At 58.4% G+C, this 24,931-nt stretch carries 22 protein-coding genes; 4 read left to right on the forward strand and 18 right to left on the reverse strand.

The features are described from left to right. Positions 1 to 66 precede the first annotated feature (66 nt). The 6 genes from L810_RS24405 to L810_RS24430 form a co-directional block, all read right to left on the reverse strand. Positions 67 to 657: a hypothetical protein gene (locus L810_RS24405; RefSeq protein ID WP_021160989.1), complete on the reverse strand. Its 591-nt coding sequence runs from the start codon at positions 655 to 657 to the stop codon at positions 67 to 69. Positions 658 to 1,011: 354 nt separating this feature from the next. Continuing rightward, positions 1,012 to 1,809: a hypothetical protein gene (locus tag L810_RS24410; RefSeq protein WP_021160990.1), complete on the reverse strand. Its 798-nt coding sequence runs from the start codon at positions 1,807 to 1,809 to the stop codon at positions 1,012 to 1,014. Between the two features lie 127 nt (positions 1,810 to 1,936). After that, entirely contained in the window at positions 1,937 to 2,176 is a 240-nt protein-coding gene (locus L810_RS24415) for a hypothetical protein (RefSeq protein WP_042975946.1), read from the reverse strand. 526 nt (positions 2,177 to 2,702) lie between these two features. Then, complete coding sequence (locus tag L810_RS24420) at positions 2,703 to 3,161, reverse strand: hypothetical protein (protein ID WP_021160992.1); 459 nt, start codon at positions 3,159 to 3,161, stop codon at positions 2,703 to 2,705. Positions 3,162 to 3,563: 402 nt separating this feature from the next. Continuing rightward, positions 3,564 to 4,358 (reverse strand): hypothetical protein, encoded by a 795-nt coding sequence (locus tag L810_RS24425; RefSeq protein WP_042975950.1) that lies wholly within the window; start codon positions 4,356 to 4,358, stop codon positions 3,564 to 3,566. Next, on the reverse strand, positions 4,339 to 5,823 hold the full coding sequence (locus L810_RS24430) for a phage integrase N-terminal domain-containing protein (protein WP_021160994.1): 1,485 nt from the start codon (positions 5,821 to 5,823) through the stop codon (positions 4,339 to 4,341). Before L810_RS24430 ends, L810_RS24425 begins: the two co-directional genes overlap by 20 nt. Positions 5,824 to 7,346: 1,523 nt before the next feature. Here L810_RS24430 and L810_RS24435 point away from each other — a divergent pair. The 4 genes from L810_RS24435 to L810_RS24445 all read left to right on the forward strand — a co-directional run bounded on the left by L810_RS24435 (position 7,347) and on the right by L810_RS24445 (position 9,742). Next, positions 7,347 to 8,402 (forward strand): PRTRC system protein D, encoded by a 1,056-nt coding sequence (locus L810_RS24435; protein WP_042975954.1) that lies wholly within the window; start codon positions 7,347 to 7,349, stop codon positions 8,400 to 8,402. An 11-nt stretch (positions 8,403 to 8,413) separates the two neighbouring features. Beyond that, a complete protein-coding gene (locus L810_RS47480; RefSeq protein ID WP_143262273.1) occupies positions 8,414 to 8,833 on the forward strand; it encodes a hypothetical protein in 420 nt (139 codons plus the stop codon). Positions 8,834 to 8,903: 70 nt separating this feature from the next. Continuing rightward, positions 8,904 to 9,317: a hypothetical protein gene (locus L810_RS24440; protein WP_021160996.1), complete on the forward strand. Its 414-nt coding sequence runs from the start codon at positions 8,904 to 8,906 to the stop codon at positions 9,315 to 9,317. Continuing rightward, complete coding sequence (locus L810_RS24445) at positions 9,317 to 9,742, forward strand: lytic transglycosylase domain-containing protein (protein ID WP_051392310.1); 426 nt, start codon at positions 9,317 to 9,319, stop codon at positions 9,740 to 9,742. Before L810_RS24440 ends, L810_RS24445 begins: the two co-directional genes overlap by 1 nt. Positions 9,743 to 10,378: 636 nt before the next feature. Here the strand turns inward: L810_RS24445 and L810_RS24450 are convergent. From L810_RS24450 to L810_RS24505, 12 genes are all read right to left on the reverse strand, one after another. Next, positions 10,379 to 12,007 carry a hypothetical protein gene (locus L810_RS24450; protein WP_155836360.1) on the reverse strand — a complete coding sequence of 543 codons (1,629 nt, stop codon included), beginning with the start codon at positions 12,005 to 12,007 and terminating at the stop codon, positions 10,379 to 10,381. 212 nt (positions 12,008 to 12,219) lie between these two features. Further along, entirely contained in the window at positions 12,220 to 12,816 is a 597-nt protein-coding gene (locus tag L810_RS24455; protein WP_021160998.1) for a type 4 pilus major pilin, read from the reverse strand. 194 nt (positions 12,817 to 13,010) lie between these two features. Beyond that, positions 13,011 to 14,162 carry a hypothetical protein gene (locus L810_RS24460; RefSeq protein ID WP_042975957.1) on the reverse strand — a complete coding sequence of 384 codons (1,152 nt, stop codon included), beginning with the start codon at positions 14,160 to 14,162 and terminating at the stop codon, positions 13,011 to 13,013. A 27-nt stretch (positions 14,163 to 14,189) separates the two neighbouring features. Further along, on the reverse strand, positions 14,190 to 16,043 hold the full coding sequence (locus tag L810_RS24465) for an ATPase, T2SS/T4P/T4SS family (protein ID WP_257008959.1): 1,854 nt from the start codon (positions 16,041 to 16,043) through the stop codon (positions 14,190 to 14,192). A gap of 68 nt (positions 16,044 to 16,111) precedes the next feature. Then, positions 16,112 to 16,693 carry a hypothetical protein gene (locus L810_RS24470; protein WP_042975960.1) on the reverse strand — a complete coding sequence of 194 codons (582 nt, stop codon included), beginning with the start codon at positions 16,691 to 16,693 and terminating at the stop codon, positions 16,112 to 16,114. A gap of 4 nt (positions 16,694 to 16,697) precedes the next feature. Further along, the gene (locus L810_RS24475) at positions 16,698 to 17,999 is read right to left on the reverse strand and encodes a hypothetical protein (protein WP_021161001.1); all 1,302 of its coding nucleotides are present in this window, start codon (positions 17,997 to 17,999) and stop codon (positions 16,698 to 16,700) included. Beyond that, positions 17,996 to 19,585, reverse strand: a complete 1,590-nt coding sequence (locus tag L810_RS24480; protein WP_242610643.1) for a type II secretion system protein GspD — start codon at positions 19,583 to 19,585, stop codon at positions 17,996 to 17,998. Before L810_RS24480 ends, L810_RS24475 begins: the two co-directional genes overlap by 4 nt. Before the next feature lie 483 nt (positions 19,586 to 20,068). Then, entirely contained in the window at positions 20,069 to 20,548 is a 480-nt protein-coding gene (locus L810_RS24485; protein ID WP_042975962.1) for a TcpQ domain-containing protein, read from the reverse strand. Next, positions 20,545 to 22,056, reverse strand: a complete 1,512-nt coding sequence (locus L810_RS24490; RefSeq protein ID WP_021161003.1) for a TrbG/VirB9 family P-type conjugative transfer protein — start codon at positions 22,054 to 22,056, stop codon at positions 20,545 to 20,547. Before L810_RS24490 ends, L810_RS24485 begins: the two co-directional genes overlap by 4 nt. Before the next feature lie 4 nt (positions 22,057 to 22,060). Continuing rightward, positions 22,061 to 23,389, reverse strand: coding sequence for a TrbI/VirB10 family protein (locus L810_RS24495; protein ID WP_042975965.1), 1,329 nt, complete (start codon positions 23,387 to 23,389; stop codon positions 22,061 to 22,063). After that, positions 23,386 to 24,153 (reverse strand): TrbG/VirB9 family P-type conjugative transfer protein, encoded by a 768-nt coding sequence (locus L810_RS24500; RefSeq protein ID WP_042975967.1) that lies wholly within the window; start codon positions 24,151 to 24,153, stop codon positions 23,386 to 23,388. Before L810_RS24500 ends, L810_RS24495 begins: the two co-directional genes overlap by 4 nt. Further along, positions 24,153 to 24,851 carry a type IV secretion system protein gene (locus L810_RS24505; protein WP_021161006.1) on the reverse strand — a complete coding sequence of 233 codons (699 nt, stop codon included), beginning with the start codon at positions 24,849 to 24,851 and terminating at the stop codon, positions 24,153 to 24,155. Before L810_RS24505 ends, L810_RS24500 begins: the two co-directional genes overlap by 1 nt. Between the last annotated feature and the right edge of the window lie 80 nt (positions 24,852 to 24,931).

Genomic DNA, 24,931 nt, shown 5'->3' on the forward strand with positions numbered 1-24,931 from the left:
AATCCGTGGTTCTGGAAAGACCATACCGGGTCAGCGTGGCAGATCAAGCCTGTCGCGCCCGGTGGATCAGGAGAAGCCAGCGTGCCATTCCTCGCCGTGGGCCATATCCGTAAGGAAGGGCTCGATATCGGCGACCGTCATGTCCCGCGGATCGCCGAGGAAAAAGAAGCCGTGATTGCCGAAAGGATCGGCGAAGCGCACGCAGTTCCCATCCGGAAACAGCCGATGGCCGCAGATGAGGTGCGACTCACCGCCCTGAAGGTCAAGCAGCAGTTGCTCCGGTGCGGGAAGACCGAACGCGGCCCAGTCCTTTGCGCGGATCAACGTCTCTCGCGCCTGGCGACGGGCGTATTCATCCGCCTCGTGTCGCTCTTTCCGCCGGCGCTCGACGCCCTGCGCCCATCCTTCGACCGTCTCGGAGTCCCCATCGAGCAGATGCGGCATGGGCTCGTCGGCGTACAGGTAGCCCGCCCTGTCGGCAAATTCCCAAGCGCGGCAGCGATGACGGTCAAACGCTTCCGTATGGAGGTCGCCGGCTGTGACGAGAAGCCGCATCAGCACGGCTTCAACGCACGCATCGAGCGCCAGTGAGAACAGGCTTTCCGCCTCCTCGCCAGCCGCATTGTTCCGTTCAGGATTTACAGCCGTGCCCTGCATACCTGCGCCCCTCGTGTCGTATGTCACAGGGGGCATTCTATGCCGATACTTCCCGTCAGGAAGTATATTTGCGCCAGACGCCGCATTTCTGCTGTCGCGGCTCACGGTTCATCGGTGCGGGGGAGTTGCTGCAGGGTTTGGCCAGTGTCGAGGTTCAGGTATTCGACCGCATGACCCTTGAGCAGGATGCACGCGCCGCCGGACCCCTTCCAGGAGTCAGGCCATGTCGCGGAGCTAAAGCCACTCGAACGCCTCCTGAATGGCAAGATGGTCGGGAATCTCGACTGCTCGGACCATCAACGTCTGGGCGGTCTCGGCGGACGCCTTCCTGGAATCGGGCTCGCGCAGGCGGCGTTAGTCCATAACCGAGATCGTCAGCTTCCACAGAAATTCATCAGAGCATCTCTGGGTGACGTACTCGCCACCCTGACAAATGAGCTCGGGGCTGATCCGTTCGATGTCAACCTCGAATGCATCGAACCCGAGATCGTACTTGATGTGCTCCTCGATCTTCGCGAGGTTCGCGTCGTCCCATTCTGCCCAGTCCGGACTGTAGGTCCGCACACCCATGTAGACCGTCTTCTGCTCGCCATGGCCGATATTCCACCCGAGCGCATCGGACAGATCGAAGAATGGATCCTCGGTGGTGCGAACGACGTATGGCCAGGTCGTGTAGAACTGCAAGCGGGAAAGTGGGGGCCACGCGTAATCGTTCAGTTCGGGGCCGTCAGTAAATAGAGTGTGCGGGAACGCGTTGTGCCGAATACGGTGTTTCAGGCTGCCCGCGGAGCCGGCGACTTTCATGCTGCGGCCATTGCTCGAGCTGACGGAAATCCACTGACTTCCCGTCGAGTCGCTATCCACGATTTCTCGCAACTCGTCATCGTTGAGCAGGCAAACAGTCTCCTCACCGCATACGAGTGCGAACCAGAGGCGGTACTCGGCGTGCAGGTCCGCCAGATCGTCAGGGCGGACCGTAAAGCGCCAGGTGCCGCGTTCGGCGCTCGCGTACTTGATTAGAAGGCGCTTGTCGCCGTTGATCTGGTAGTAGCCTTCCTTCCCGGAAACCGAATGCACCTGTGAAAGAACCGGATAGGCGGCGATCTGTGCGAGAGCCGCGCCGTAGTAGAAATCCCCGACCTTGATTTTCATATTTTCACTTCGTTGTAGGTCGCCGGCACTCATCCCGGATGCCAAAAGCCGACGTACCGTGACGGACTGCTGGAACGGGCCCGGCACGTCAAACGTGCGCCCCGCCTCGGAAGGTTTACGGAGTGGGCTATCCCCTGACCGGATTGAAGTTGTAGTCCTGACACACGACGACCACTGCCCGACCGTAGGCGATCAACAGGCTCTTCGCGGCAAGCTTGTGCGTCAACTGATCCTGGAACGCTTCCTTGATCCGTTCACGTCCCGTGGCTTTGTAGAAGTCTTTCCACTGGTACGTGAGCGCTTGTGCGCCTTGCTTTCGCATCTGGTCTGAGATCTCTTCTGCGATGGTTGCGGGGGACTTTGGCATTTCGCTTCTCCTTGTTGGATGCCGAAGTATAAGGATCGTGTATGGCCGCTGCAACAAGATTTTACGTTTCCCCTAAAAAATCCTAAGACATCTCTAAGACAATCGTAACGGATGAAGCCCTTGCCTGGCGGGCGCCGCGTGATTTTCTAAGCGCAAGGACTGAAAGTCCGTGGTGGGATAGTGATACGGCGGCCTGAGTCGCCACATGGAGATCTGGCACGAACCGGGAGCCAGACGAACCGGTGCGCAGCATGGTCAGGGCGACGATCGGCCGGGCTCGTGCATACGCTGCATCTTCGGGCCGAGCACCGCGTCTCCGTTTCATCGCGGCTTCGCTCGCTGGAGCCCTCGCGCCGCTCGCGATCTGGCTGCTCGCTGGCGCGGAAGCGCTACGGATGTTCCGCAACCTCTGAGACATCCGGTCAGGATTCGCAGCGCACAATTCACTTCACGCACGGGAGGGCAGTATCCTCCCCGCGGTTCTGTCCATCACCTGCTCGCCGACGTCAGCCCTTTCCGCCTATCCCTACCCAATCTTGTCGCGGCGCTCAAGCTCCGCAGTCAGGCGATGGATTCGATTCGCCAGCAACAGACGCTGCTCGGCTGACCGGGCACGATCGCGCTGGCGGCCGGCGGCACCACGCCCTCCCAGTCTGGACGGATCGAACCGCGCTATATCCGCGGACACGGACTCGGATTGGCGTCGATTGAGGCTCGCGATGCGGCTGAGTATCCGGAAAACCGGAATCGTCCGCAGGTTGGCGTCCGCGACCGCTTCGATCACGGAGCGCGCGGTCGCTGCATCCGGGCCATAGAACGCCAGTTCGACCGGCCGTCCGGCGTCGCGCAGGCACGCGAGCAACGCGTTGTAGTCGCGGTGGTCCGTTTCGATGCGTTTCCCGAGAATGGTACCGGCGAGCTCGAACGCGAAGGGATCGGGTTCGAGTGGGCGAGATTTCACGTGCGGTGGTTGCTGCTGGGTCATAACCGGATCGGAGGGACGAGGGTCTTCATGGGAACCCGTGCGTCCGGGTTGAAGTGTTGATGATTCGCGGCGCCCTGGATCAGGTCAAACAGCAAGTGCAGATCCATTGCAACCCTCTCCTCACCATTCAATGGTGACCAAATCTACAGGGCCGTGATCAGCATTCAAGGCGTGTAGTCTCGAAATTCCCGGGGAAATAACCGACAACATCCAAAATCGACGACCGGAAGTAGCGTTTTCAGGCCGAAACTTCGTAAATTCATCCAAAGTCCGGCATTTCGAGACACCGGATTGCGCAAAATTGCGATTCGTTAGCGAGTTCTTACGCGACGCTCGGGAGTGGTACGCAACAATCCACCACTCATCGCCAACCACCCGGGCCCGCACCGTGAAGCCGGTTACCTACAGTCCGAAACGATCCTGCTCGCCCGCACGACCAGGGAAGCGCCGCTCCGGAACGGCTGATACAAGATCGGCAGAGGCGAGCACGTCAGCCACATGGGAAGGCCAATTGCCTTCGGTCAGCGGATGGAGAAAGGCAACCTCGCGGATCGTCACAAGGCCGAGCAGCCAAGCGATCATTTCATCTGGCCGGCGCGTGGCGATCCACACACTCCGGTCAGAATCCGTGACACCCACGGTCAGCCCGGATTCGAGATCGATCCCGAACGAGACACCGACCATCGCGCCGAGCCAGAGCACCCGGGCGGAAACAGAGGACCGAAGATAGCGATTCGCAGCCACGATGCCGCGCGGCGCATCCGCCGAGACGTAGCCCGTCCTGCCGGCGCCGGTGCCGAAAACTTCGATGCGTCCAATCTGGAACCCGTCGCACCACGCCATGAGCGATCCCCACGCACCCGGGAGGTCCACACCGAATTCGTCGCGGAACTCCCGAGCCGTTGCGCCCATCAAGCGATCGCTGACCGGAATCGGCATAGCCGCGGTGCCATAAACGTCGCTGGCCGCTCCAGTCAGGATTTCGGCCAGAAAATCGAGCAGCGATCCATTGCGCACCAGGCGATAGTCCACGCCATCCGCGACGAGCTTGGCCTTCACAGCGCCTGCTTCGTGACCGAGCATCCAGCGAACCGGATCCTCGGCCGACCGGCAAACCCAGTTCCGGTCGTCTCGCGCCCATTCGGAGGCAACCTCCCGCCCGTTCTCCCCGACACCATCACGACTCAAGAGCAGCATCGATGCCTCCATCTTCCAGTCCGAAATCGTCGGCGTTCTGGTCCGTCCCGTCGTTCGTGCCATCGATCACCTGAAGCATGTTGTTCAGGTAGGTAGCACTTGCTTCATCCCCTTCCTCGGACATGATCCGGACGTACACGGGCGTCGAAAGCAGCGCCTCGAGCTCCGCTCGCAGCGCATACGTGGGCTGGCCGGCCTCCCCAAATGTCATGAACTCGTACGGAACGGCCACGTCCTGCGGGCGACGCTTACCCATCGCACGAGCACCGACCATGTAGAGGCTGACGAAGCCGTGACGCTCGAGCGCCACGCGGATCGCTTCAAGGTGCGGCTGAAGCGCATCCAGCTCCGCGATCGCGCGGTTCTTCTGGATTTCGCCCATGTTGACCACGCTGCCGCAGTAGGCACTGATGATCGACACGCGGGAGTGGCCGAGAAGCTGCGCCACCAGTTGAGCCGCCACGCGCGTTTCGCCGCGAAGCGGGCTATTGCCACCCCGGATCGCGCTCTGCACACCCGACAGGTGCTCGAACTCGTTATTCGCGACCTCGTGCCGCAGGCCGTGGAGCGTGACGCCCAGATCGGCCTTGGTCAGCCCGAACTTCTTGGCGATGTACGAGAGGCGGCGAGCATTGGTCTTGAGCGATTCCCCCGGCCATCCCAGAAAGCCGTCACGATCCTGCACCACTGCTTGAAGCTGACGGAGTACGTCGAGCTTTTCCTGCGTGTCGAGAGGAAGCACACGATACCGGCCGCCCTTTGTCCCTTTCTTGATGGGAAGCCCTGAACCGCTCGCGGCAATTGCGGCCTTCAGTTCCTCACGCGACACCTTCACATCGGTGAATGCGACGATGTTCGTGGTGCCGCCCACTACTACGGTCGCATATGGACGGATACAGACCATCTCCAGGCGTCGCAGCCCCCATGTCCGGCCTGCGAGCAGCATCAGTCCGGCGCGCTCATCGGCCTGGCGAATCTGGGCCAGCTTTTCGTCGATGTTCACGCCGTTTCCAGACCAGCTCTTATCCGTCTGCGCAGAGAGAGCGCGCGTGGCCCGCTTCGGGTCTTTCACGTACCGCGCGGTCGGGCCGATAAGATCCGGCTTACCGATCCAGCTGCAGAAGATACGGAAGGTCGTGATCCGGTTTTGTAGGGTCGACGCGGCCTTGCGCTCATCGACCCACTTATCCACAAGCGCCTGCATGTGCTTCTCCCGGAAGCTGGTGATCGTGTCGAACCGGTATCCGAGAATTCGCAGCTCTTGAAATCCCTGATAGAGGATATGGCCACGGGCTTCGAGCGTCTTGTCCGATGCGCGCCGGTCGCCGCGAACCGTCCGCAGGTTCTCCTGTTGCTTGAGAAGGTCGGACAGCTGCTTCTTCCAGTTCCCATGAGGAATGGAAGCCTGAGTACCCGCTCTTGGCGCATCCGCCGCTTTACTGTCCGTATCGAAGAAGTCCGCCATTCCTTCACTCCTGATTCCTGGTTGCCCTGGTGTGCTCTGTCGGTAGGCGCGTGAGCACGTCGATTCATCACCCGGTCTCATTCCCGCAGGGATCGGCGCATAGGCGCTCCAATCCCTCCGGGCTTGAGGCCGGGGGGCTTTGCTTCTATTCCTACGTGGTGCTTCTTGTCGCCTTCCGTAGCGACGGGGGGTGGCAGTGCCTGTACGTTAGAAACTTATGGAACTGCACAACCGATCCCTCGGCCGTACAGATGCGCTTTCGCGCCATCCCCGCTTGTGTCCTAAGCGGGGAGCCTTTGTCGCGTTTTTAAGAGGTGCGACGTCCTCCTGACTCTCGGTTAGCGCCCCAAGCGCTTCCCGAACGAATCTGGTTCCTCCCATTCCTTCCCTTGCAGCCTCCGAACCCGTGATGAGGTTCGAGCAAGTTGCCAGATACCCGGCTCGCCCCCGATACGCCTCTAAGGGCGCTCGAAAACGAGTAGGTCGACTTCCATGCGTTTCGCACGAAGCCGCGTCCAGCGGAATGAGAGTCATCGGAATGACTAGAAGCGCATGCGCTTCGCGCCAGTGGATAACGCCCGTGTAGGTCAGGCGTCTGGCGGGCTGCTCCAGGTGGAGCGATCACACATTTTGGGTCGGTGGTGTGTACCGATTCCGTATTGCGAGAACTTCTCGCCGTACGCTTCCTGACGGAATGTAAGCGGCGAGAGCTTTTGTTGAGCCAGAGGCTTCCAGTGCTGACGTTGACGCAGATCGCACGCTCAATGCGTGACGCTTGCCGGACCAACCCGGCGCAATTCGCGCAGGAGGTCTTCGTGCAATCAGAGGTCGTTGTCGAGATGAAAGGTTCTAGCGGGGCGATGCCCGGCGTCGCTGATTTGCGAGCCGTGTGAATCCGCGAGGGATCCACGGGTTGCGTTTTGCCCGAGCGATCCTCATCGGATTTCGGGCGAGGCTAATGCCTCGACTGTCCTGCTTTTGGACGCGTTGCGCGTCCGGTCCCGACGCTGCCTATGGGATGGGCGTCGGTGGCTAGATACGGCCCAGCTGCCGATCAACGCACCGTGCGGTGCGGTCGATGGTTCGCAGATTAGATAGGTCCGCGCTTCTTGTCAAGAATCTAAATCGCTTCCCTACACCGTTACCTTTTACACAAAATCCCGAAACCCCCGGTGCTCATGTGTCTCACGCCACATGGCAGGACACTCTCTTTACAATACCTTTTTCAAGTCAGACGAAGTACGATAGGGCGGTTCACCGATTCCGTTGATCTTCTCGCCAACGTCGCCGGCAAACGTCGGTAAATTGGCCACCCTTGGCCGGTAAGTGGCCAATTTCTGGCCCAGACCGGTGCCGTTTCAAACCCTCCTCTGTCATTCAATCCATGCAACGGGCCGGATATTGGCCGGATATGGGCCATGTATCGCCCACGCGTGGCCGATAACTGGCCGATTTCTGGCCAAGCTTCTTGCCAAGAAGCTGATTAGCCCATATGCTTTGCGTACTTCTTGTGGAGAACCTATATGAGCAAGGCAACCCCGCCCATCGTTCGTGCCATCGACGTCGGCTACGGCAACACCAAATACACCACCTCCCAGCGCAACATCGACAGCGACGCACAGGTCGGTCTCTTCCCTTCCCTCGCCCCGCGAGCTACTCAATCGGACTTCACCGGAGGCCTGATGAGCAAGGCCGATCGGATCGTCGTCGCGGTCGACGGTGAGAGCTATTCCGTCGGCGCCGATGCCCTCGCGGAATCGAAGGGCATCTATAAGCGCGAGGTCGCGGCAGGCTACTCGACGACCCGCATCTATCGCGCACTCTTCCTCGGCGCTCTTCAGAAGATGCGCCTGCAGGCAGTCGACTACATGGTCGTGGGCCTTCCTCTGACGACTTACGATCGGTACGCCGACGAACTCAAGGGCCTCCTGACCGGTGTTCACGAAGTCCCCAATCCCGTCAAGCCTGACCAGAACCTCAAGGTCGACGTGCGCCGCGTGAAGGTATTCCCGCAGCCGAGCGGCGCCTTCTATAACTACGCGGTGCCGCGCAAGCTTCTGGAATCGATGCAATATCAGACGAACCTGGTCATTGACGCCGGCTACGGCACGCTCGACTGGTTTGTCACCGAGGGCGCCCGCCCGTTGACCGGCCGATGCAGCGCGACACCAAAATCGGTGTGGGCCGTCATCAGCGCAGTGGCCGAACACATTGCTCCGGATCTCACGCAGAACCCGCGGACGATGCAGCGGATCGACAACGCTCTTCGCGTCAACGCCCCGTTGAATATCAATGGCAAGCAGGTGGATATCGCGCCGATGCGCACGCTCGTGACTCAGATCGTTGAAGACGCGATCAACGAAATGCTGCTGTCGATCGGAAACATTTCCGACATCGACAACATCCTGATCACCGGTGGCGGCGCGCATCTCTTCGCGGACTACGTGAAGAAAGAGCTGGGCAAGTCGCACAGCCAGATCCACACCGATGCCGATCCGGTCTATAGCAACGTCCGCGGATTCCAATACGCCGGCGAATTCTGGGCGGCGCGAGACGCGAGCAACCGAGCTGCAGCCTGAGGAACTCGACCATGGCACGCCCTCCTTCCGCCATGCGACTTCGGATCACGGTTCCCGCGCATCACGCCGTTCTCCGCCATATGGAACGCCTTGAGGAAGGCTCGGATGCAAATATCGAGCTTCTTCGCCTGGCCGAGCTCGGCGCTCACCTTGAGGACCTGCACGGGCCGATCAAATCGGTTGCAGATATCGTCAAGCTGGTTCATTCGCGAAATGCAGTCGCGGTGGCGACGATTCCGGCGGATCAAACGCCGGCATCATCCGCTGAGCGACAGAGCGCGCCCCAAAGCGTTGATGCTCGGAAAACCGCTGTCCCAGTCTCAGCTGCACCGCAACCCGATCCGCCATCGGCCGTCCCCTCCCCATCCGAAACGGCTGGGGGGCTTGTGGTGGACGAATCCCAAGCCGCGCTCGCGTGGCTACCCGATTAACACAACAGGGCTAGAAACAGAAACGCACGTCGGTACATTGACTCCTGTAAGACCTATCAAGGAGATAACCATGAGCGTGACCAACCAATACATGTGCGAATACGCGCAATTCGATCGCCGGAGCGTCCCGGCCCAACTGCGCGGCACCGGTGACGGCCGGGCCGATCTTTACGACCTGTTCCTGCGTATGGAAGGCGTGAAAAACGGACTGGTCGAGCAAAACGGTGATGTGGTCGACACCTACTCGGCCGCGATGTCCGGCACGAACCTGTCGCCGGCGCTCGCGTGGCTGCTGGTTCGCCTCAACCGCCTGCTGGTCACGCTCGACAGCCTCAACGCCAAGCTGTCCAAGGTTGCCTCGAAGTACGACATCGACCCGTCGGACTCCGACAACTCGCGCGGCCGCGGTATTCGGTCCAACACCCTCTCGAGGAGCTCGCTTTGCACACAAGCCTTCGCATCCGCCGTCGGCTTACGGGGCTGATGGCCGGGGTGGCTCTCGTGCTGCTGACCGCAGCACAACCCGCCCTGGCAGATTGCTTTGATGACGCCGGTACCTATCAATCGGTGAACCCGAACATTCTTCGGGCAATCGCGTGGTACGAGTCCAAAGGCGACCCCACAGCCGTCCACCGCAACTCCAACGGCTCAATTGACGTGGGTGAATTGCAGATCAACTCAATTCACTTCCCGGAGCTCGAGGCGTATGGTGTAAGCCCGTCGTCCTTGAGGGACCAGTGCGTCAACATCTATGTCGCCGCTTGGCATCTAAAGCAAAAAATGGTCAAGTACGGCAATACGTGGGCCGCCATCGGTTCTTATCATTCAGAGACTCCACGACAGCGGGACCAATATGCCCGCGCGATCCAAGGAATTCTGGCGTCGTGGGGACTGGTTTCCCCTCGCTGAACTCGCAGTTTCCTCACAAGTTCAGTCCCAAACCCTCCCGAGATTGCCGCACCTACCAGGCAAGCCACGCAATACGTGTGGCACGGCGACTTACGATCCTCGCTCGGCAGTCCAGAGATGCGCGAGGCGGGAGCGCCCTTTGCGCTCGTCACCGACAGCTGCCGACCGGCCCCCAAAGCGATCACCCACCGCCGGCTCATGCAATGGGCTAGGCTGAACGGTGAGGCAAGGCATACTGCTTCTGACTTCAGCGACGCTGACCGCTGAATCAGCCATTCAAGCTTTTTGGGGTCGCGACGGCATGTGCCTGCGACCGCCAAGCGTTCAACACTTCGTTGTCTAAATCCCCTTCTCCATCCGCGCTCACACAGTTTGGTGGCAGATGTGATCACGGAGAGCAGTTTGGGTCAGGTCGAACGTTTCTCTCAGGCTGCTGATAACGTTCTTCCAATCGATGTCGTGTTTCCAACGACGGCACGAGCGCAGAAACAACTTGCGTTGCGACAGGTTCGCCGGTGGGATTTAGATAAACGAAGAGTCCGCGCTTAGACGGCTCTCTGTCTTCTTGGGGGGAAAGGTGGTGAGGATAGATCGTTGGCCGCTTTGCCCCGGGGGTCTCTTCCCGGGGCAAAGGGATTACTGGGTATAGCTCGCGACGTGCCAGGTAAGCGTATTACTGCCGTTGATTTGCACCATCTGAATCGACGCCGAATTCGAAGCGACAGGAATCGAGACGGGAAGCCACCATTGAGAACCACTTCCGCCGTCGTTCCAGCCGTTGTCGCCAGCATAGAAGTAATTCTGGATGTTCCCCGCTGCATCACGGACGATGAACTGAGCCACACCCGCGTTGCTGCCAGTCCACTGAACGAATACCCATCCATCGACGCGCTTCGTGTTTCCGGGTATCCCAAACCAACCGCCGTTGCCGATGTCCATCGAAACGTAGTTGTTAGTACCCGACGAACCCACCTGCTGCCACACGCCGGATTTACACGACAACAAGTCTCCGTTTGGATCGGTCGTAATCCCGGTACCGGAACAGCCCCAACCTGACCAAGCTGTTGCTGCCATCGACAGCGAGCTATTCACCACGCCGCCGCCGTTGAGGTATGTATAGCCTTGGTTGACCGTCGGGCCATACATCCACGTCGTACCAGTCACCTGCAGATTGCCGCTGCCGCCACCACCGCCGACGATAGTCGAGCCACCGGACCAGGGTTGCAGGTAAAGATTCTCGCCAGCGTTGACGTGCAATCGACCCGGGTCCGTTATCTGTGCGCCGCTGGTATTTAATGTCACGTTTCCGTCGGCGGTAACACCACCCTGCCAGGCATAAATATTTTGTGCCTGGAAATCCGCAGCTCGCGTCCAATTCGCACTTCGCGTGTACACAGTACCGCTGCTCTGAAGAACAATGTTGCTAGAGTCCCCATACAACGCTTGCTTCGCCAACCCGATAATGCCAGCACCGGCTCCCCCCTCATTGACGCCAACGTGCTGTGTATAGACTGAAGCAGCGTTGTTGATGTTCTGGCCGTTTGCGTTCATCGCGCCAGTCAGGGCGCGCGAGCCATTAAGCATGTAAAACTGGCTCAATATCGCATCCGTTGCCGAATAAGAACCGACGCGCATCGCCAAAGTACCAACCTGAACACCAGCCATCGGTGTCTGCCACCCGTTCCCGGTTCCGACCAACTGACCCGCTTGTCCAGGTGGCGTCATACCGGCATCCGCGCCCGCGGCCTGCATGGCAATCCCGGCCAGATCGTTTCGTACAGCCCCGGTGCCGTCCTTGTATGGGGTCGATGAATACACATACCCAGCCAGCGTGCAGTTTCCCCCGGGACAAACCTGGGTAACGTTCGAGGTGAAAACTTGGCCGTTCGGCGCCTTCGTACCAAAGCCCTGCGGCAAATAGCCCAGATTGATTAGTTCCGGGATAGTCGGCGCATAGGGGTTGGCCACACCTGCAACGCCCTGGTTGGCCATAATCGCCTGGCCGTTTGTGCTGTAGTAACCGTTGAGCCCCCCCTGGTATTCGACAGCCCATTGCCCCGTTGCCTTCGCAATGGACTCATCGACGACTTCGGACGTCTGCGCCATCTGCCCAGTCAGAGCGATTGTCGCAACGGTAAGAGCGAGCGCGGTGTCAATGAGCATCGATCCGCGTTGCCCGAGTTTCCTCCGACGCAGCGACAGACCATGACGTCCCCTCCCCGCCGGAGGACGGTCGAAGCTGTTGAAACTCAGTATCTTGCCCATGGAAGCCCCTTGACAAAGACCGCCCTCACGCAATCGGGCGTCGGCGTTCGCCGAATAATTTCCCACTAGGAAGTATAGCCTACGATGCTTGCGGAACGATCACATTTCAAGCCGCACAAGCTTGCAAGTTTCCAATACCGAGAGTAGTAGACCTCTCATAAAAAAAGGCGCCCGTGGGCGCCTTGCCATACTCCTACCCCGAGCCGGATCGATCAGCTCATCAGGAAGGTAAGGGTATTCGCATCCCCGGTGCACGTCATGTTCGCCGGGTTGAACGTCACCGTCGGCGATTTGATGACCGTCGCATTGATGGTGATCTTCGCAGCCCCACGTTGAATTGCCGACAAGATGGGCTGACAGGCCGAATCCGGCAGGTTCGTGACCTTGTACTGCACCGAATCCCCTGCAACGTTAAGGGTGCCGGAGGTAACGGTAAGTTGACCGCCGCCGGGGGCCGTGGTCACGACCCCCGCGTTATCCGACATCGAGACCAGGTTCTTGAAGAAGCCACCCGTGTCGAGGTTGCCGTTCGTAACGTTCGCATACTGGCCCGAATACGAGGATTTCACCTTTCCCGCAAGCGACGTCAGATCCTGGCCCAGTTGGTTGGTCTGCTCGCCGACACTGTTCGAGTTGAAATACGCGTACAGGCCGACAACTGCGATGAGCGCGACGAGCAGGTAAAGGCCATACTCGATCAGCACGCTTCCACGTTGCGCCTCGGCACTCCGACTATCCTTCCGCACCTTCAGGTCATAGACCGAAGTGTCCGCATCGCCCTGCGCCATGTTGATTTCCCGCTTTTCCACGATTCTCATGCTCCTCAAAAAGTATCCATTCACCCTCTCTTGCCAGGACTGAACTACCCTATGGGCGCTCATCCACGCAAGGCATTCGCCCAAACTGGACGTTGACCTGATTACAGCACCCCACCACACGAGGCGAAACTTCGAAACAACCGCTATCCAGGGGATCTTTCATGCCCAAAGAAACCGCAAGCCCGTTAGCCGCGCATCATCATATTGAGCTGGATAATTGCCTTGAATTCGTCCGACATCTTGAACGTGCCGAAGTACATACCCAGCATCATCACGATGACGATCATGACGACGAGGTACCGGACGATGGTTGCTTTCTTTTCCATCTCCGCCGGCGCAGCCTTTCTGACGATCTCTCCGACCTTCGAAAGCATTGTGGACATATCGCTATATTCCGCGATATCGACGATCCGGTAATACGCCCGGTCGTTGACGATTCCAGTGTTGAACGCCTCGCCCTTTGAATTCGGCTCGTGCTCAAAATTATTCAGGATTCGCTTGATATGCCATTTCAGCCACGGATAGGCTTCAGCCTCCATCTTTTCCAGCACATCCGGCACCGTCTGGACCTGCGTGCCAACCCTGACGGTCCCGGCACCCAGCGACGAAAGGAAAGCCGCACCTCGAAAGTCGCGATAAAACTGATACGGAAGGAAGTGCCGATCTAGCCACGGCCGGAATCGCCCGACATAGTTCGGAAAGGACCACTTCACCCACCCGAAGACGAACACCTCCAGCAGGATCAGCGCCCAACCCCACCCTCGGACAACTTCCCCGAGTCCGTAAAACATCTTCCCGACCGGGCCCCAGTGTTCTGGCGGAATCATTCCCCCGATAGACTTGAGCGTGCGGGGCATCAATACGAATCCCTCAACGGCAAGGAAAATGTGGAAAATCACGACTGCGGCTACCGCAGTGAAGAGCACGGTCCGCGCAACTTTCTTCGCCTCTTCCATACCGCGGATGTTCTCCGACAACTGTTCGAGGCCGACCTTGAGATCCCCCGCTCGCTCAGCAAAGGCCAGCACGGTCAGATCTTCCGACGGCACTGTTCCGACGAGCGCTTCAGAGAATGTCGCTACATCTTCGTCCATCCGTTGCAACCAGTACGCCGCAAGCTTTCCTTCCGGCATAGAGCCGTACCGCTCAACGTACGGCTCAAGAAGTTCACGAATGTTTTTCCCTGGTTGCGCCGCCATAAGCCCGGCAAGGTCTGAGTAAAACTCCCCCCGCCGTTGCTTGAACTCATATATGGCGAGAAAGAGCCCGCGCCCTGCCGTAGGGTTGTCGCCGCTTTTCGCTCGACCGAACGACAACCGCTCCAATATCGAATTCATTTACAAGAGGCCTCAAAAAATGACGGATTAGTGGGGTTTCTCTGCGGTCCCGAATCGCTCACCACCCGTTGCAAACTTGCCGAGCCCAAAGCGTCGCTGCTCGTTCTCGTACTGCTCAAAGGTGCCAAATTTCTCCTCGATTTCGTACGGTGAAACTTGGCCCCGGGAGCACCGGTACATCGCAACTTCCATCGCCGACTTCCCGCTTGAATCCTCCTCCGAAAATTTCGCCACACGAAGTTGGTTCACGTACTGGATGAGATCCATATTCTTGTGATTTCGAATCATATCCAGCATGTACGTGTCCAACTCGAGCATCTCCGCAACGACCTTCCGTCCAGCGATACCATTCAACTCGGCCAAACCAGGCTTGCTGCACTTCGGGCAACCAGACTTGTTTGTCAGGTAGATGCCGTCGACGTCAAGGTCGAAAAGCCGCTCGATTCTGTTCAGATACGACGCCTCGGCATGTTGCCGGGCCGGAAAGTCCTGACAACACTCGCAGTTGATCGGCACCAGTGCTTGATAGACGAGCAAATTCATAAATCCTGGAGTTGCCATCACCTCTCGAGGGATTCCCAGCTCGCTCGAGCAAAAGCGATCGATACTGCCGACGTGAGAAGGCGCGTGGACAGTCGTGAAACCCAAATGACCGGATTCCACGATGTCTCTGAACATCGAGGCGCTGTCCAGATCTCGGCACTCGCCGATGAGCACCGCGCTCGGGTCCATCCGCTTCAGCTGTCGCTTCCAAGCAATGAACGAGTCTTCCTGAGTGTCAGTAAGCGACCGCGACACGTTGAACTGGCGCACACCTGGGATCAAATACTCGACTGGGTCCTCTACGGTGTACTTCGCCATCGTATCCGGGAGGTTCGCCATGTTGGTTTGCATCGTGGTGGACTTTCCCGAGCCCACAATGCCGGCCACCGAGATGCCCCCCTTGTGTCTGCTTATCGCGTTGCGCCACATCCAGACTTGTTGTTCGAAATACCCCAGTTGCTCGAGCGTTTTAATGCTCTGCATGTCGTCCTGGTAAAGCATCCGCAGAACAACGACACTTCCCAAGGCTGTACGTCCAGAAGCCCAACGAAACAGCAAGTCGCGATCCCTTACCCTCAATTGCAATTGGCACTGCTGAGGAAGATTCTCGTTGTAAGAGTTCTGAGACCCGTTTTGGGACTTGTTGTTGTATAGATACGCAACCATGTCCAACAGCGTGTGCGTATCAATCAGGAACTCCGGAGGGTGTACCAGCTTCCCGTGAATGCGGAACGACACCTGCGACTTCGCGAGCCGTCGGTTCATGTCGATATGAAGATCCGAGACCTCATTCGCCATCGCGAACTCAGCCATCAACTCGAACTGACGATAGAGCGTGCTTGCATTCTTCTGTTCCAAGGACACGCTGAGCGTTTTGCGACGGCGATTCTCCATCACCTTGTCACGCGCAAGATCAATCAGCACCTGGTCAGACGCAACATAGTAACCCTCCGCCACCAGATCCCACTTGACGGCCAGATGCGCTACCAGCTCATCGACGTAGTCATCGTTGAGCATCTCTTTGGTCAGGATGATCGCGTACTCGCCGTGCTTCTTGCCGCCCTCCGAGTTTGGAGGCACCACCTCCACTGGGCAAATGTTTTGCCGCATGGAGGGAGGCATCTGTACCAGGTCATCGTCGTACATTTTCCGCGTGAAAAGCGGAAGTGCGTCAACCGTTGTAATGATCTCGACCGCATCACCCCCCGGGCCCGGCTCGTCTCTCCGCACCTCCCTACCCAGAGCGTGCTGGTCTCCAGCAATATCCACCACAACGGCACCGGTCGGTTTAGAGGAAGGAGGAACCCAACCCCCACCGTTCTCGACGACGTCAATCACATCACCTCTCGACGACTCTCGTTGCAGAACGTTCGAATCGGATTTGTTGTTCAGAAAGCGACTAAGCATTAGCGAACTCCGTTGACTCCGCCGACTCGGGGACCAGGCATCATGGTGGGCATAGACGGAGGCAACGGCGAGGTTGCGAAACCCGGACTGCCTGTCATTTGGGCTTGTTGCTGCGAAGGCTTGTCATTGCCGTTGTCGAAACCTTCGTCGACCAACGATTCGAAGTGCTTGATCTTTCCCTTCGGCGATCGCAAATTGGCTCCATCCGTGTCAATCGCGACGACCGTATAACCTTTAATCTTTTTGCCTACCGTGACCTGATAGATCACGTCGTTCCACATCAAGTACCCCGAGAGATTCGGGACAACTCCGAAACGAGCAAACAGTCCATCGCGATGCTTGGGCTTGCCTGCATCAGCGTCAGACGCGGCAGGGATTGGTGCGGCCGGCAGTGCCGGCGACTGTTGTTGCGTCGGCAAAAGAGCGGGCGGCGTCGGAGTGCTCTTGTCGCTCTCAGTAAGCGACTTTAGTGTCTTCGTTGCCTCCGCCTCGATCAAATCGTTGACCGAAGGGCCGGCTGCATGTCCAGCAGACCATGCCAAAGAGAGTATCAAACCCGCAAAAACACGCACGACCTTCATATTCCTATCCCCTGATCAGCACTTGGCCTTTAACAGTTGCCTTGAACATTGAGTTGTCAATCGTCGACTGCGGGTCAGACTGCACCACTACAGAAATAGACGAGACCAACGCATACGGTGGAAACTGTCCAAGCAGTTCAAAATCGCGGACCGGTCCATCCATGGTCCAAGTTGCGACTTTGTATGTGTTCTGCAACGAACTCGCGTCGATTCCATCTGCACCGAACAGTCCGAATGGCGTGATCGTGAACTTCCCCGCCACCTGATAACCCTGAAGCTGAGAACCGAAATCCATCGTCACGGCGTTTTCAGTTGGCGCCTGATCGAGGAACTGGCCAACCTTTCCAACAAGTCCGATTGGTGACGTAACCTGCACGTGTGCGACGTCCTGATCAAACTTATAGGCGTGCTTCCACTGTTCAGGCAACGCCGCGACAAATGTCTTATACGTACCTTGCGTCAACGCACGCTTGTAGTCGACAGCGCAAACCATTAACGCCGACGGCGTGAACGAGCACGAGGTGCCAGCTAAACGCCATCCGCCGACATCCCACGGAAGCTCGCGGAACCATTGATACCAAGGGCCAAGGTCCGTTGCTTTGAGACTCGGTGTCAAACGCGCTTGCGCGATAACGTCGTCGTACAGCTTTTGCGGATTGGGTTGCTTGGGGTCGTGATAATCCCGCCATTTCTTCATAATCACCGGGGATGCCACTTTGGCGATTAGAAAGCACGCGAGCACAATGCCAACCGCGATTCCCACCTTCCGAACGGGTAGCTGGGCCTTGGGGCGGTGCATTGCACTGCCTTCGTCCGCGTGCTCGGCCAATACCCCAATCGGCGTGGAATAGATTCCTTCAATCCCGCGAACGTCGCCGATCAGATCGAACGGTTCGTTCTTCAGCAGATCCCGATACTCGGCGACCTTTTGCTCAAGGATTTCGCCCGAGATGTCGGCGAGGTCGAATTTGTCACGCGGCTTGCCTTTGTAGATCCCAACCAGGATGAAGGTCCCGGTCTTGTTGGGATTGTTCAACGCAAGCAGCACGTTCTTCTTGAGTCCCGGGATCCGCGAAACGATCTTTGCCGCCGCGAACACCGGAACCTTGACCGCGCCAACGTCCTTCTCGGTCAGGTCCGCAGCGGGCAGCAATCCGACTTGCAGGGCTTCGTCGTCAGTCCAGATCAGCACCGACTTATGTTCTCGGGCCCGCGAGATCGCCATCGACTCGGGTGTACCACCGCCAACCAGGCGCTTCCACGCGAGTCCGAATGCAACCTTTTTCCCGTTGACGTCAATAATCATGAGTCAGCGTCCTGAACAGCGGCAGACAGAATGATGATGGTGGTCACACGTTCAGAATCTGCAGTCTTGGAGCCACCAGCGATCAACGGAACGTTCGGTGCGAGACCGCGTCGATCGAACTGATTCGTCTTTTGCTCGAAGCCCGTCAAAATGAGCGTTCCGCCGTTGCGTACAATCGCGTCGACGGTAGCGCCCTCGCCGCTTGTGTTCGGAAGTTGGACCGACTGCTGATTTGATCCCGATCCCGAGGTGAAGGTCTGCAGTGACTGCAGCGTCGACTGGTCGATCGACACCGTCAAATTGATCGAGTTATGGGCGGTTACGCTCGGATACAGCATCAGTTTGAATCCGACCTGATCCTGCGATGTCGTGATACCCGGGATCCCACCCGTTCCACCGGCGGTGGACGTTGCGGGCGTCGTCGCGGACACGTACGAGAACGTCTGGCGTACGTTGTAGTACATGCCATGCCGGTTCTGAATCGACAGCGGGATCTCGGTGGACGTCGATACCCGCCCGATTTCCTGAAGCGCCTGAACGATGGCCGTCGTACCCTTGAACGCACCACTCGTAATGCTCAGTCCGAACTGCCCCGCGTTGTTGACGCCGTTTTGACCGATAAGCGAAACGGGTGAAATTGACGACAATTGGAATCCTGGAATGCTTTGCAGGGCCTTCGTCATCACGGCGTTCCAGTCTACCGCTGCCTGACCGGTGTCAGTTGTGTGCACCTGGATCATCTGGAGCCGCACCAGCACCATCTTCGACAGAATTTGCGTCTGGAATTTGATGATTTCTTCTGCTTTGTCGACCGCCTCTTTTGTATCCGTGAGTGTGATCGAGCCAATCGCAGGATCCGCCGAGATCGAGCCAGCGCGGGTCATGATCGTCTGGATCGACGCCTTGACCGAATTCACCTCGCTGATGTTTGTCGCTTCACTCTTGATCGGCGAGTCCTGCTGCTGCGACTGCGTATTCAGCGCGTTCGTATTGTTCGACTGTTGTGTCGACCCGTTGAACGCCGTCGTATAGGACATCGATCCGGGTTTGATCGGCAGCAACCACGTCTTCGTGACCATCCGGTAGAAACGGATCACGCCTTTCTGGTCGTCGTATTTCCAGTTGATTCCGAGCCGGGTCGCGATGAGGTCGAGGGTGCGCGACAATGCCATCTCACCCGGTTCGAACTGTACGTCCATCGGCGTATCGATCGATGCAGAGCCCGAGTATCCTTGCAACCCACCCAAGCCCTCCCCCGTCGTGGGAATCGGCGGAAGCACTCCCTTTGCCGCCGTCGGCAGAGGTGCCGCCGGCGCCACGCCCGCGCCCTGTCCGACCCCGGCAGTCTTGAGGTCCTCACTCGATTGGCCTCTCGGCAGTAGGGCTGACGCCGGCAGATAGACGTCGCTGTCGATTTTGACCGGGATACCCGTCGACAAAGTAATCCGCTCCGCGGCCACCGGAAGCGACACACGCCGGCCGGGGAACATCATGTCCGTATTGACATTCTTCTGCAGTGCGCGCGGGAGCACGACATCGCGACTCAACGCGACTGCCTTCCCAGCGAGAAATGGCGTATCAATCATCTCGTCTCGCACACGGACTTGTTCCGAGTTCGCGATTTGATCGAAGAGTTTCTGCCGTGATTCCGCTTGGATCCTCGAGTTGTCCTCAGATGCTCCCTTCGTCTCCCTCTCCAAAGTGGGAGACACACATCCCGAAAGAGTCAGGGCGGCTACAAGCGGCGCAAGCACGAGGCATTTCATCTCACGTTTCATCGGTCTACCTTGGTATCGTCGGTCTTGTCGACCAGGGCGTCATTAAGGCCACGTCGGTATCGATGCTCCTGCAAGGGAGTGGCGGTTCGACGCCCGACCTTTACCTTTTCCTAGCAGAAAGTAAAACACGCCCGAGACGGTAGAACTACGCAGAAACAGCGCCTATTGCGGGCACCTTTCCAGCCGGAATGACGTCTCCACAACTGGAGATATCACTACGGGCAACCGGGTGACCAGAAATGCGAAAGGGCGCCAACGGCGCCCTCGTCCAACAACTGCGACTGCACACTCCTACCTTTTGCACGGGGTCGTCAGAGGCACCACCTGCACCCAGTTATTCGCGTAATAGCAGCCGTGCACGGCAAGGTCGCCACGCTCGGTGGCTTTCAATGTAGCCCGAACGGCATCAACAAAAGACATGTTCCGCCACGTGTACTCGCCTGTGATGTCGATGTCCCGATCGACATCCCACTCAGAATTCCACCCAGCCTCGCGCCCCCAGCGGGCGATCAGTTTCCGGAAATTTTCATCGCTCGCTCGGACCGCGAACTCCTGCGTCGTTTGGGGAATCGCGGCATCACCGCCAGCCACTACCGTCGCGACGGATGAATTATTGGCAACGGTGACGGCAGCTCCGGATGCTGGAGCAGCGGCCACGGCAGCCGCCCCGGGGACGAACGCTTGATTCTTATGCCCCTGCGCCGCCGCGAACGGCACTACGAGGGCAAGAGCGGCAGCGGCCCCACGCCGCAGTAAAGTCGATTTCTTCATTTCGTAGTAGTCCCGGCAGTGGGTTGAAGCACGACCACGTAACGGCTGTCGCCCACGTGAGTCAGATCCAGTGTCTTGCCGTCCAGGGTGAGCGCCATCTTTTCCCGTACGGGCATCGTGAATGCGGTCGGATCCGTCCACTTCACGGAGATGTCCGAGTTATCGGCACGATCGACGGCGTACATCGTTTTTGGCGAGGTCCGCAGCTTCACCGTCAGGACGGAATTGGCTTCGCTGAGCGTCTCGATCCCGGCCTTCCCATTGATCTTCGTCAGGCCACTGAGATCCGGCTCCGCGTAGATCAATTTGGCCTCCTTGTCCACCCCGAGATTGCATGCGGCCGCACTCGCCTTACCCAGATCGACAACCTTTGCATCAAAATCCGGCTCACGATCAACTGGCGGAACGGTGATCTTCTTGTCCGCGACACCCACGCCCCAGGTGAGCTGGTAGTGCTCCTTCTCGGCGAATACCGCCAAGGTTGAGCGAAGGGAAATCCCGCCGCTTCCGCTCGAGTTATCTCCATTGCTGGAATTCCCGTAGCCGGCAAGCGATGCAAGACGTCGAGCCCCTTCCTCGCGAGAGATCAGACCCGCTTGAAGATCCGCCTTGATTGCATCCGCCTTGAACGCCGGCGAATCTGGCGACGCGTAGTTCACCGGAACCTGTGCCGGCTTGCTGTAGACGCGAATCTCGGCGTCGAGCCCGTCAGCACCGGAGGTATCAGCCGTCACATTGATCACGCTCGGCGGAACGCCATTTTTGACGAGCCAGTCCCGCACCGCGCCCGCGCGATTCTCTGCCAGAGTTTCCATCATGCTGTCGTCGTCGCGCCCCATAATGACAACGCGGCTCGCCTTCTTCGCCGCCGACAAAATCTCCGACGTCGCAGATCGCTTCGGAACCAGAAGCTTCGAACTGCCGCGCTTGAACTGGACGTCGAACTTGTCTTCTGTCGGAAGTTCCGTAGCCCACGAAGCATTGTCCCCAATGACTGGCGTTGCATAGCTATTCGCCTGCATTGCCTGATGCACGTACACCGGGCGACTGCGCTGCGTAATGGCATACAGGCCGTCCACGTCGACGTGCGATGCCGGCACCGTCCCAGGCTCATTCACCCGTGACAGGTCGACGACGTGCGGCTTGGCACCGTCGTACTCTACGACCCCGGTCTCTTGGCCTCGTTGGAATACAAAGCGATTCGCGACGAACGGCACGGTGTAGTAGATGCCTTCCTGATTGGGCTCGAGCAGCTTGCGAGATCCAGCATCGTCGAGCTGAATCACCGGCGCCGTTTTCCCGACAGGGAACTGAAAATAGGTCTTCGAACCATCATCGAACACCTGACTCGGCCGAACGCCTGAACCGCCTGTGGTTCGATATGCGAAGTCGTAGTTCTGATTCGATGCTGCAGGCAGCGGCGCCGTAGCACATCCCGTCATGGCCAGCCCCGAAACCACGATAGCGAGGAAGCGCAGTTGCGCGACAGATTTCAAACTGAGTTTCACGATCTCACCTATGGTATGGCGGCAGCACAAGATCTTTCCCGAGGACGATACTCACGGGGGAACCCGGAGGAACGGTAATCGTCGGCGGAATGTTGTTGTAGCGGTTCAACACCGTCTGAGACGTCTGGACCATAATCTGGCCAGCGGCATTGAGCGGTGAGCTGCTACCCGCATAAACGTTGTTATTGCCACTGTTCTTCGGCGTCGTAGCATATGCGATCGCAGCAGGGATGATGGCTGTCGCAAAAATCTGCAGGATGTGGTTGTTCACGTCCCCAGACAGACCCGTCGCGCCGCCCGAATCGGCCCCTTGTGAATTCGGCGTGTCCACGCAAATACCATCCGGACGGCAGATACGACCCACCGCAACCTCAATCCGCGACTGGCCAAGACGGATATCCCCATTGTTCCCGCCACTGATCGACGAACCCGCCGGAATCATGACCTGTGTGCCAGTAACCGAGTCGTAGACATCGCTGACTACGCGCATCTCGATAGGGCCAGAGAGGTCGCTATCCACCTTTCGCGTCGTAACCGCTTGGATGAGGGTATTGCTGCGCACGTAGTACCTGGCCGGTGGGGCATACGCCGTTTCAGCCGAGTGGTCCGATAGCTTCGAGTTGTAATCCGTCAGCCATTGCGTATTCGCTGTAGCTCCCCCACCCGGGTTGTTGCCGCTTTGCATTCCGGGCATGTGTTTCAGAATATTGCTCATGTCCGACGCACTCGCGAGCTCACTCCGCTGCAGGTCGCTCATCTGAGGCGGGACATAACCCGGCGGCATATTCCCCTGAGCCGAACCTGATTGACTGGCATTCGATTTAACCAAGACGGGCGAGTTTCTGATCATGGACTCGCGGTCTGGATCAGCCACTCCCCGACCGCCCCTCGCGCCATTCGCCGCCATCGTCGGTGGAAGCGGAGGCAACGCGCCAGCAGGAGGCAAACCCACCGTAGAAGATGCGGCTCCTGGCGTTTGCGCCGGCGCCACACCCATCCGTCCGCTATTCGCCGATTGAGCAGCTAGCAGCTCCTGTTGCTTCTTCAGAGCATCAGCCTTCTGCTTGCCTTCCTGAATTTTCTCGAGTTGGACATTCTGTTCCGCGGCTGCCTTGTCCTTATCAATGGATGAAGGGTCCGCCGCTGGACCGAGTTCGGTAGCATGAGGAGGAGTCGGATTGAAATCGTGTCGATGCACGCTCTTTCCGCCGAACTTGATATAAGCCGCCACGAGGACGACCGCGCCAAGAAGAAGCACAATCTTCCAGTGCATGTTCTTCTTGGGCAAGCCTCCGTCGTTGGCTTCCGGATCGATGATCGACTTGTTGGTCATTGAGCGACCTTGTTGTTCGTGATCTCGACTTCTTCCTTGCCGATCTTCAGCAGGAACTTGTGCATGACCTTCGTGACCTTCAGGTATTTCCCATCGACAACAGGATCGAGTGCCGCATAACGGTTATCCGGCGTAACCCAGAAAACTGCCGGCCAATCCTGGATGTTTGCGGGCATCTGGATCCACGTAAACGTGCCGTTGTCGATTACCTGGACCGGTTTGAACGGAGCATTGCCGCTGATCCGATAGTCGAAGTTCAACTGTTCAACGTCGACGCCGCGCGTCAGCGGGTCGCTTGCCGTCGGCCCCACACCAGACGCCTGGGGAGCAGCAGTCGTCGCGATCGGTTGCAACATCGACGTGCCGGGATATCCCCACGTAACCCGTTGGTACCACTTGCCCACATCCGCTTCCGTCGAGCGCAGCATGAGTTGATACGTGCGACGATCTGTAACGACCGTGCCCGACGTCACAACATCGTCGTACTTCGGCCGAATAAAAATGTGGCCCGCAACGCCTGTTTCGCAGTCCCAGGAGAACGAATCGCCGAGGGCAACGCCCTTCACAACCTCTCCGGCTTCCAGTTGGATATCCGTAACAGCCTTGGGGCGAGTGAGGATCTGATACGTGTTGTTCGGATCGAAGTCGAAACGAACGAGTCGAGTGTCACCCGGCAGCGGAGTTGCAATCAACACTGCGTGGGCGCTCAGCGGACCCGCGAGGAACAGAATCGCGGCGAGAATTCTCACAATGAACGACATCATTAAAAGTCCTCGACGCGGGCGAAGTGGGTAATGTAGAGGCCGACGGGATTGCTCGCAATTTCCTCCTCGCTCTTCGGCGGGGAGATCGCGTAGTGGACCGTAATCCGATATTGCTTCGTATCCGGATCTCCCGTACCGCCACCGGCCACGGTCGTCAAGAAGATGAAGCCGACGCCGTTCTCGCCTGGGTCAACACTCTTGACGTGAACGACGCGTGTGTACTGCGCGTTGAGCGCCAATTTGCCGAAGGGGTTGTCGTCCCTCATCATTTGGGCAAACTCGCCGACGGCCGCGCCTCGACAAAGCGCCTGCGCGGCCTTTAGATCTTTCTGCGATGTGTACTGGTCGATGGTGAGCGCCTTCTCTGCCCAATGCCTGAGAAAATAGGAGCGCATGTTGCGATTCGGCGTGAATTGCACAGCGGAGACAGCGCCCCCGTTGGCAACCGCACCATCGGCCTGCGGCTGCACCATCCACGGAACGATGGTCTTGAGTGGCAAGAGGCGATAGAAGTCCGCGGCCATGACAACCAAGCCAAAACCCATGACCACGGCGATGATGAACCATCGTGCCGAGTTGGCCTGGCTTGTACCGATGATTTCGAAGAATTCGCGCTTGGCCTTGTCGTATGCCGTGACCGGCCCGGCATTTCCCGCCATCAGTACGTCGACTGGTTTTTCTTTCCGATTGAACAGCATGCTTCCCGCTCCGAGATTTCTTAGCAGGAAGTAAAACATGGGGGCTTAGTGGTCAACCATTCTAAAAGAACGCCTAAGAA

This window comes from Burkholderia sp. AU4i (genome assembly GCF_000466765.1).
Taxonomy (GTDB): Bacteria; Pseudomonadota; Gammaproteobacteria; order Burkholderiales; family Burkholderiaceae; genus Burkholderia; species Burkholderia cepacia.

Coding starts and splice junctions, on each gene's coding strand:
- L810_RS24425 (WP_042975950.1), bottom strand. CDS start 4,358: ATGCTGCTCTTGAGTCGTGATGGTGTCGGGGAGAACGGGCGGGAGGTT.
- L810_RS24505 (WP_021161006.1), bottom strand. CDS start 24,851: ATGCTGTTCAATCGGAAAGAAAAACCAGTCGACGTACTGATGGCGGGA.
- L810_RS24480 (WP_242610643.1), bottom strand. CDS start 19,585: ATGATTGATACGCCATTTCTCGCTGGGAAGGCAGTCGCGTTGAGTCGC.
- L810_RS24410 (WP_021160990.1), bottom strand. CDS start 1,809: ATGAAAATCAAGGTCGGGGATTTCTACTACGGCGCGGCTCTCGCACAG.
- L810_RS24435 (WP_042975954.1), top strand. CDS start 7,347: ATGAGCAAGGCAACCCCGCCCATCGTTCGTGCCATCGACGTCGGCTAC.
- L810_RS24445 (WP_051392310.1), top strand. CDS start 9,317: ATGGCCGGGGTGGCTCTCGTGCTGCTGACCGCAGCACAACCCGCCCTG.
- L810_RS24450 (WP_155836360.1), bottom strand. CDS start 12,007: ATGGGCAAGATACTGAGTTTCAACAGCTTCGACCGTCCTCCGGCGGGG.
- L810_RS24430 (WP_021160994.1), bottom strand. CDS start 5,823: ATGGCGGACTTCTTCGATACGGACAGTAAAGCGGCGGATGCGCCAAGA.
- L810_RS24485 (WP_042975962.1), bottom strand. CDS start 20,548: ATGAAGAAATCGACTTTACTGCGGCGTGGGGCCGCTGCCGCTCTTGCC.
- L810_RS24460 (WP_042975957.1), bottom strand. CDS start 14,162: ATGAATTCGATATTGGAGCGGTTGTCGTTCGGTCGAGCGAAAAGCGGC.
- L810_RS24440 (WP_021160996.1), top strand. CDS start 8,904: ATGAGCGTGACCAACCAATACATGTGCGAATACGCGCAATTCGATCGC.
- L810_RS24500 (WP_042975967.1), bottom strand. CDS start 24,153: ATGATGTCGTTCATTGTGAGAATTCTCGCCGCGATTCTGTTCCTCGCG.
- L810_RS24405 (WP_021160989.1), bottom strand. CDS start 657: ATGCAGGGCACGGCTGTAAATCCTGAACGGAACAATGCGGCTGGCGAG.
- L810_RS24420 (WP_021160992.1), bottom strand. CDS start 3,161: ATGACCCAGCAGCAACCACCGCACGTGAAATCTCGCCCACTCGAACCC.
- L810_RS24415 (WP_042975946.1), bottom strand. CDS start 2,176: ATGCCAAAGTCCCCCGCAACCATCGCAGAAGAGATCTCAGACCAGATG.
- L810_RS24475 (WP_021161001.1), bottom strand. CDS start 17,999: ATGATTATTGACGTCAACGGGAAAAAGGTTGCATTCGGACTCGCGTGG.
- L810_RS24470 (WP_042975960.1), bottom strand. CDS start 16,693: ATGAAGGTCGTGCGTGTTTTTGCGGGTTTGATACTCTCTTTGGCATGG.
- L810_RS47480 (WP_143262273.1), top strand. CDS start 8,414: ATGGCACGCCCTCCTTCCGCCATGCGACTTCGGATCACGGTTCCCGCG.
- L810_RS24495 (WP_042975965.1), bottom strand. CDS start 23,389: ATGACCAACAAGTCGATCATCGATCCGGAAGCCAACGACGGAGGCTTG.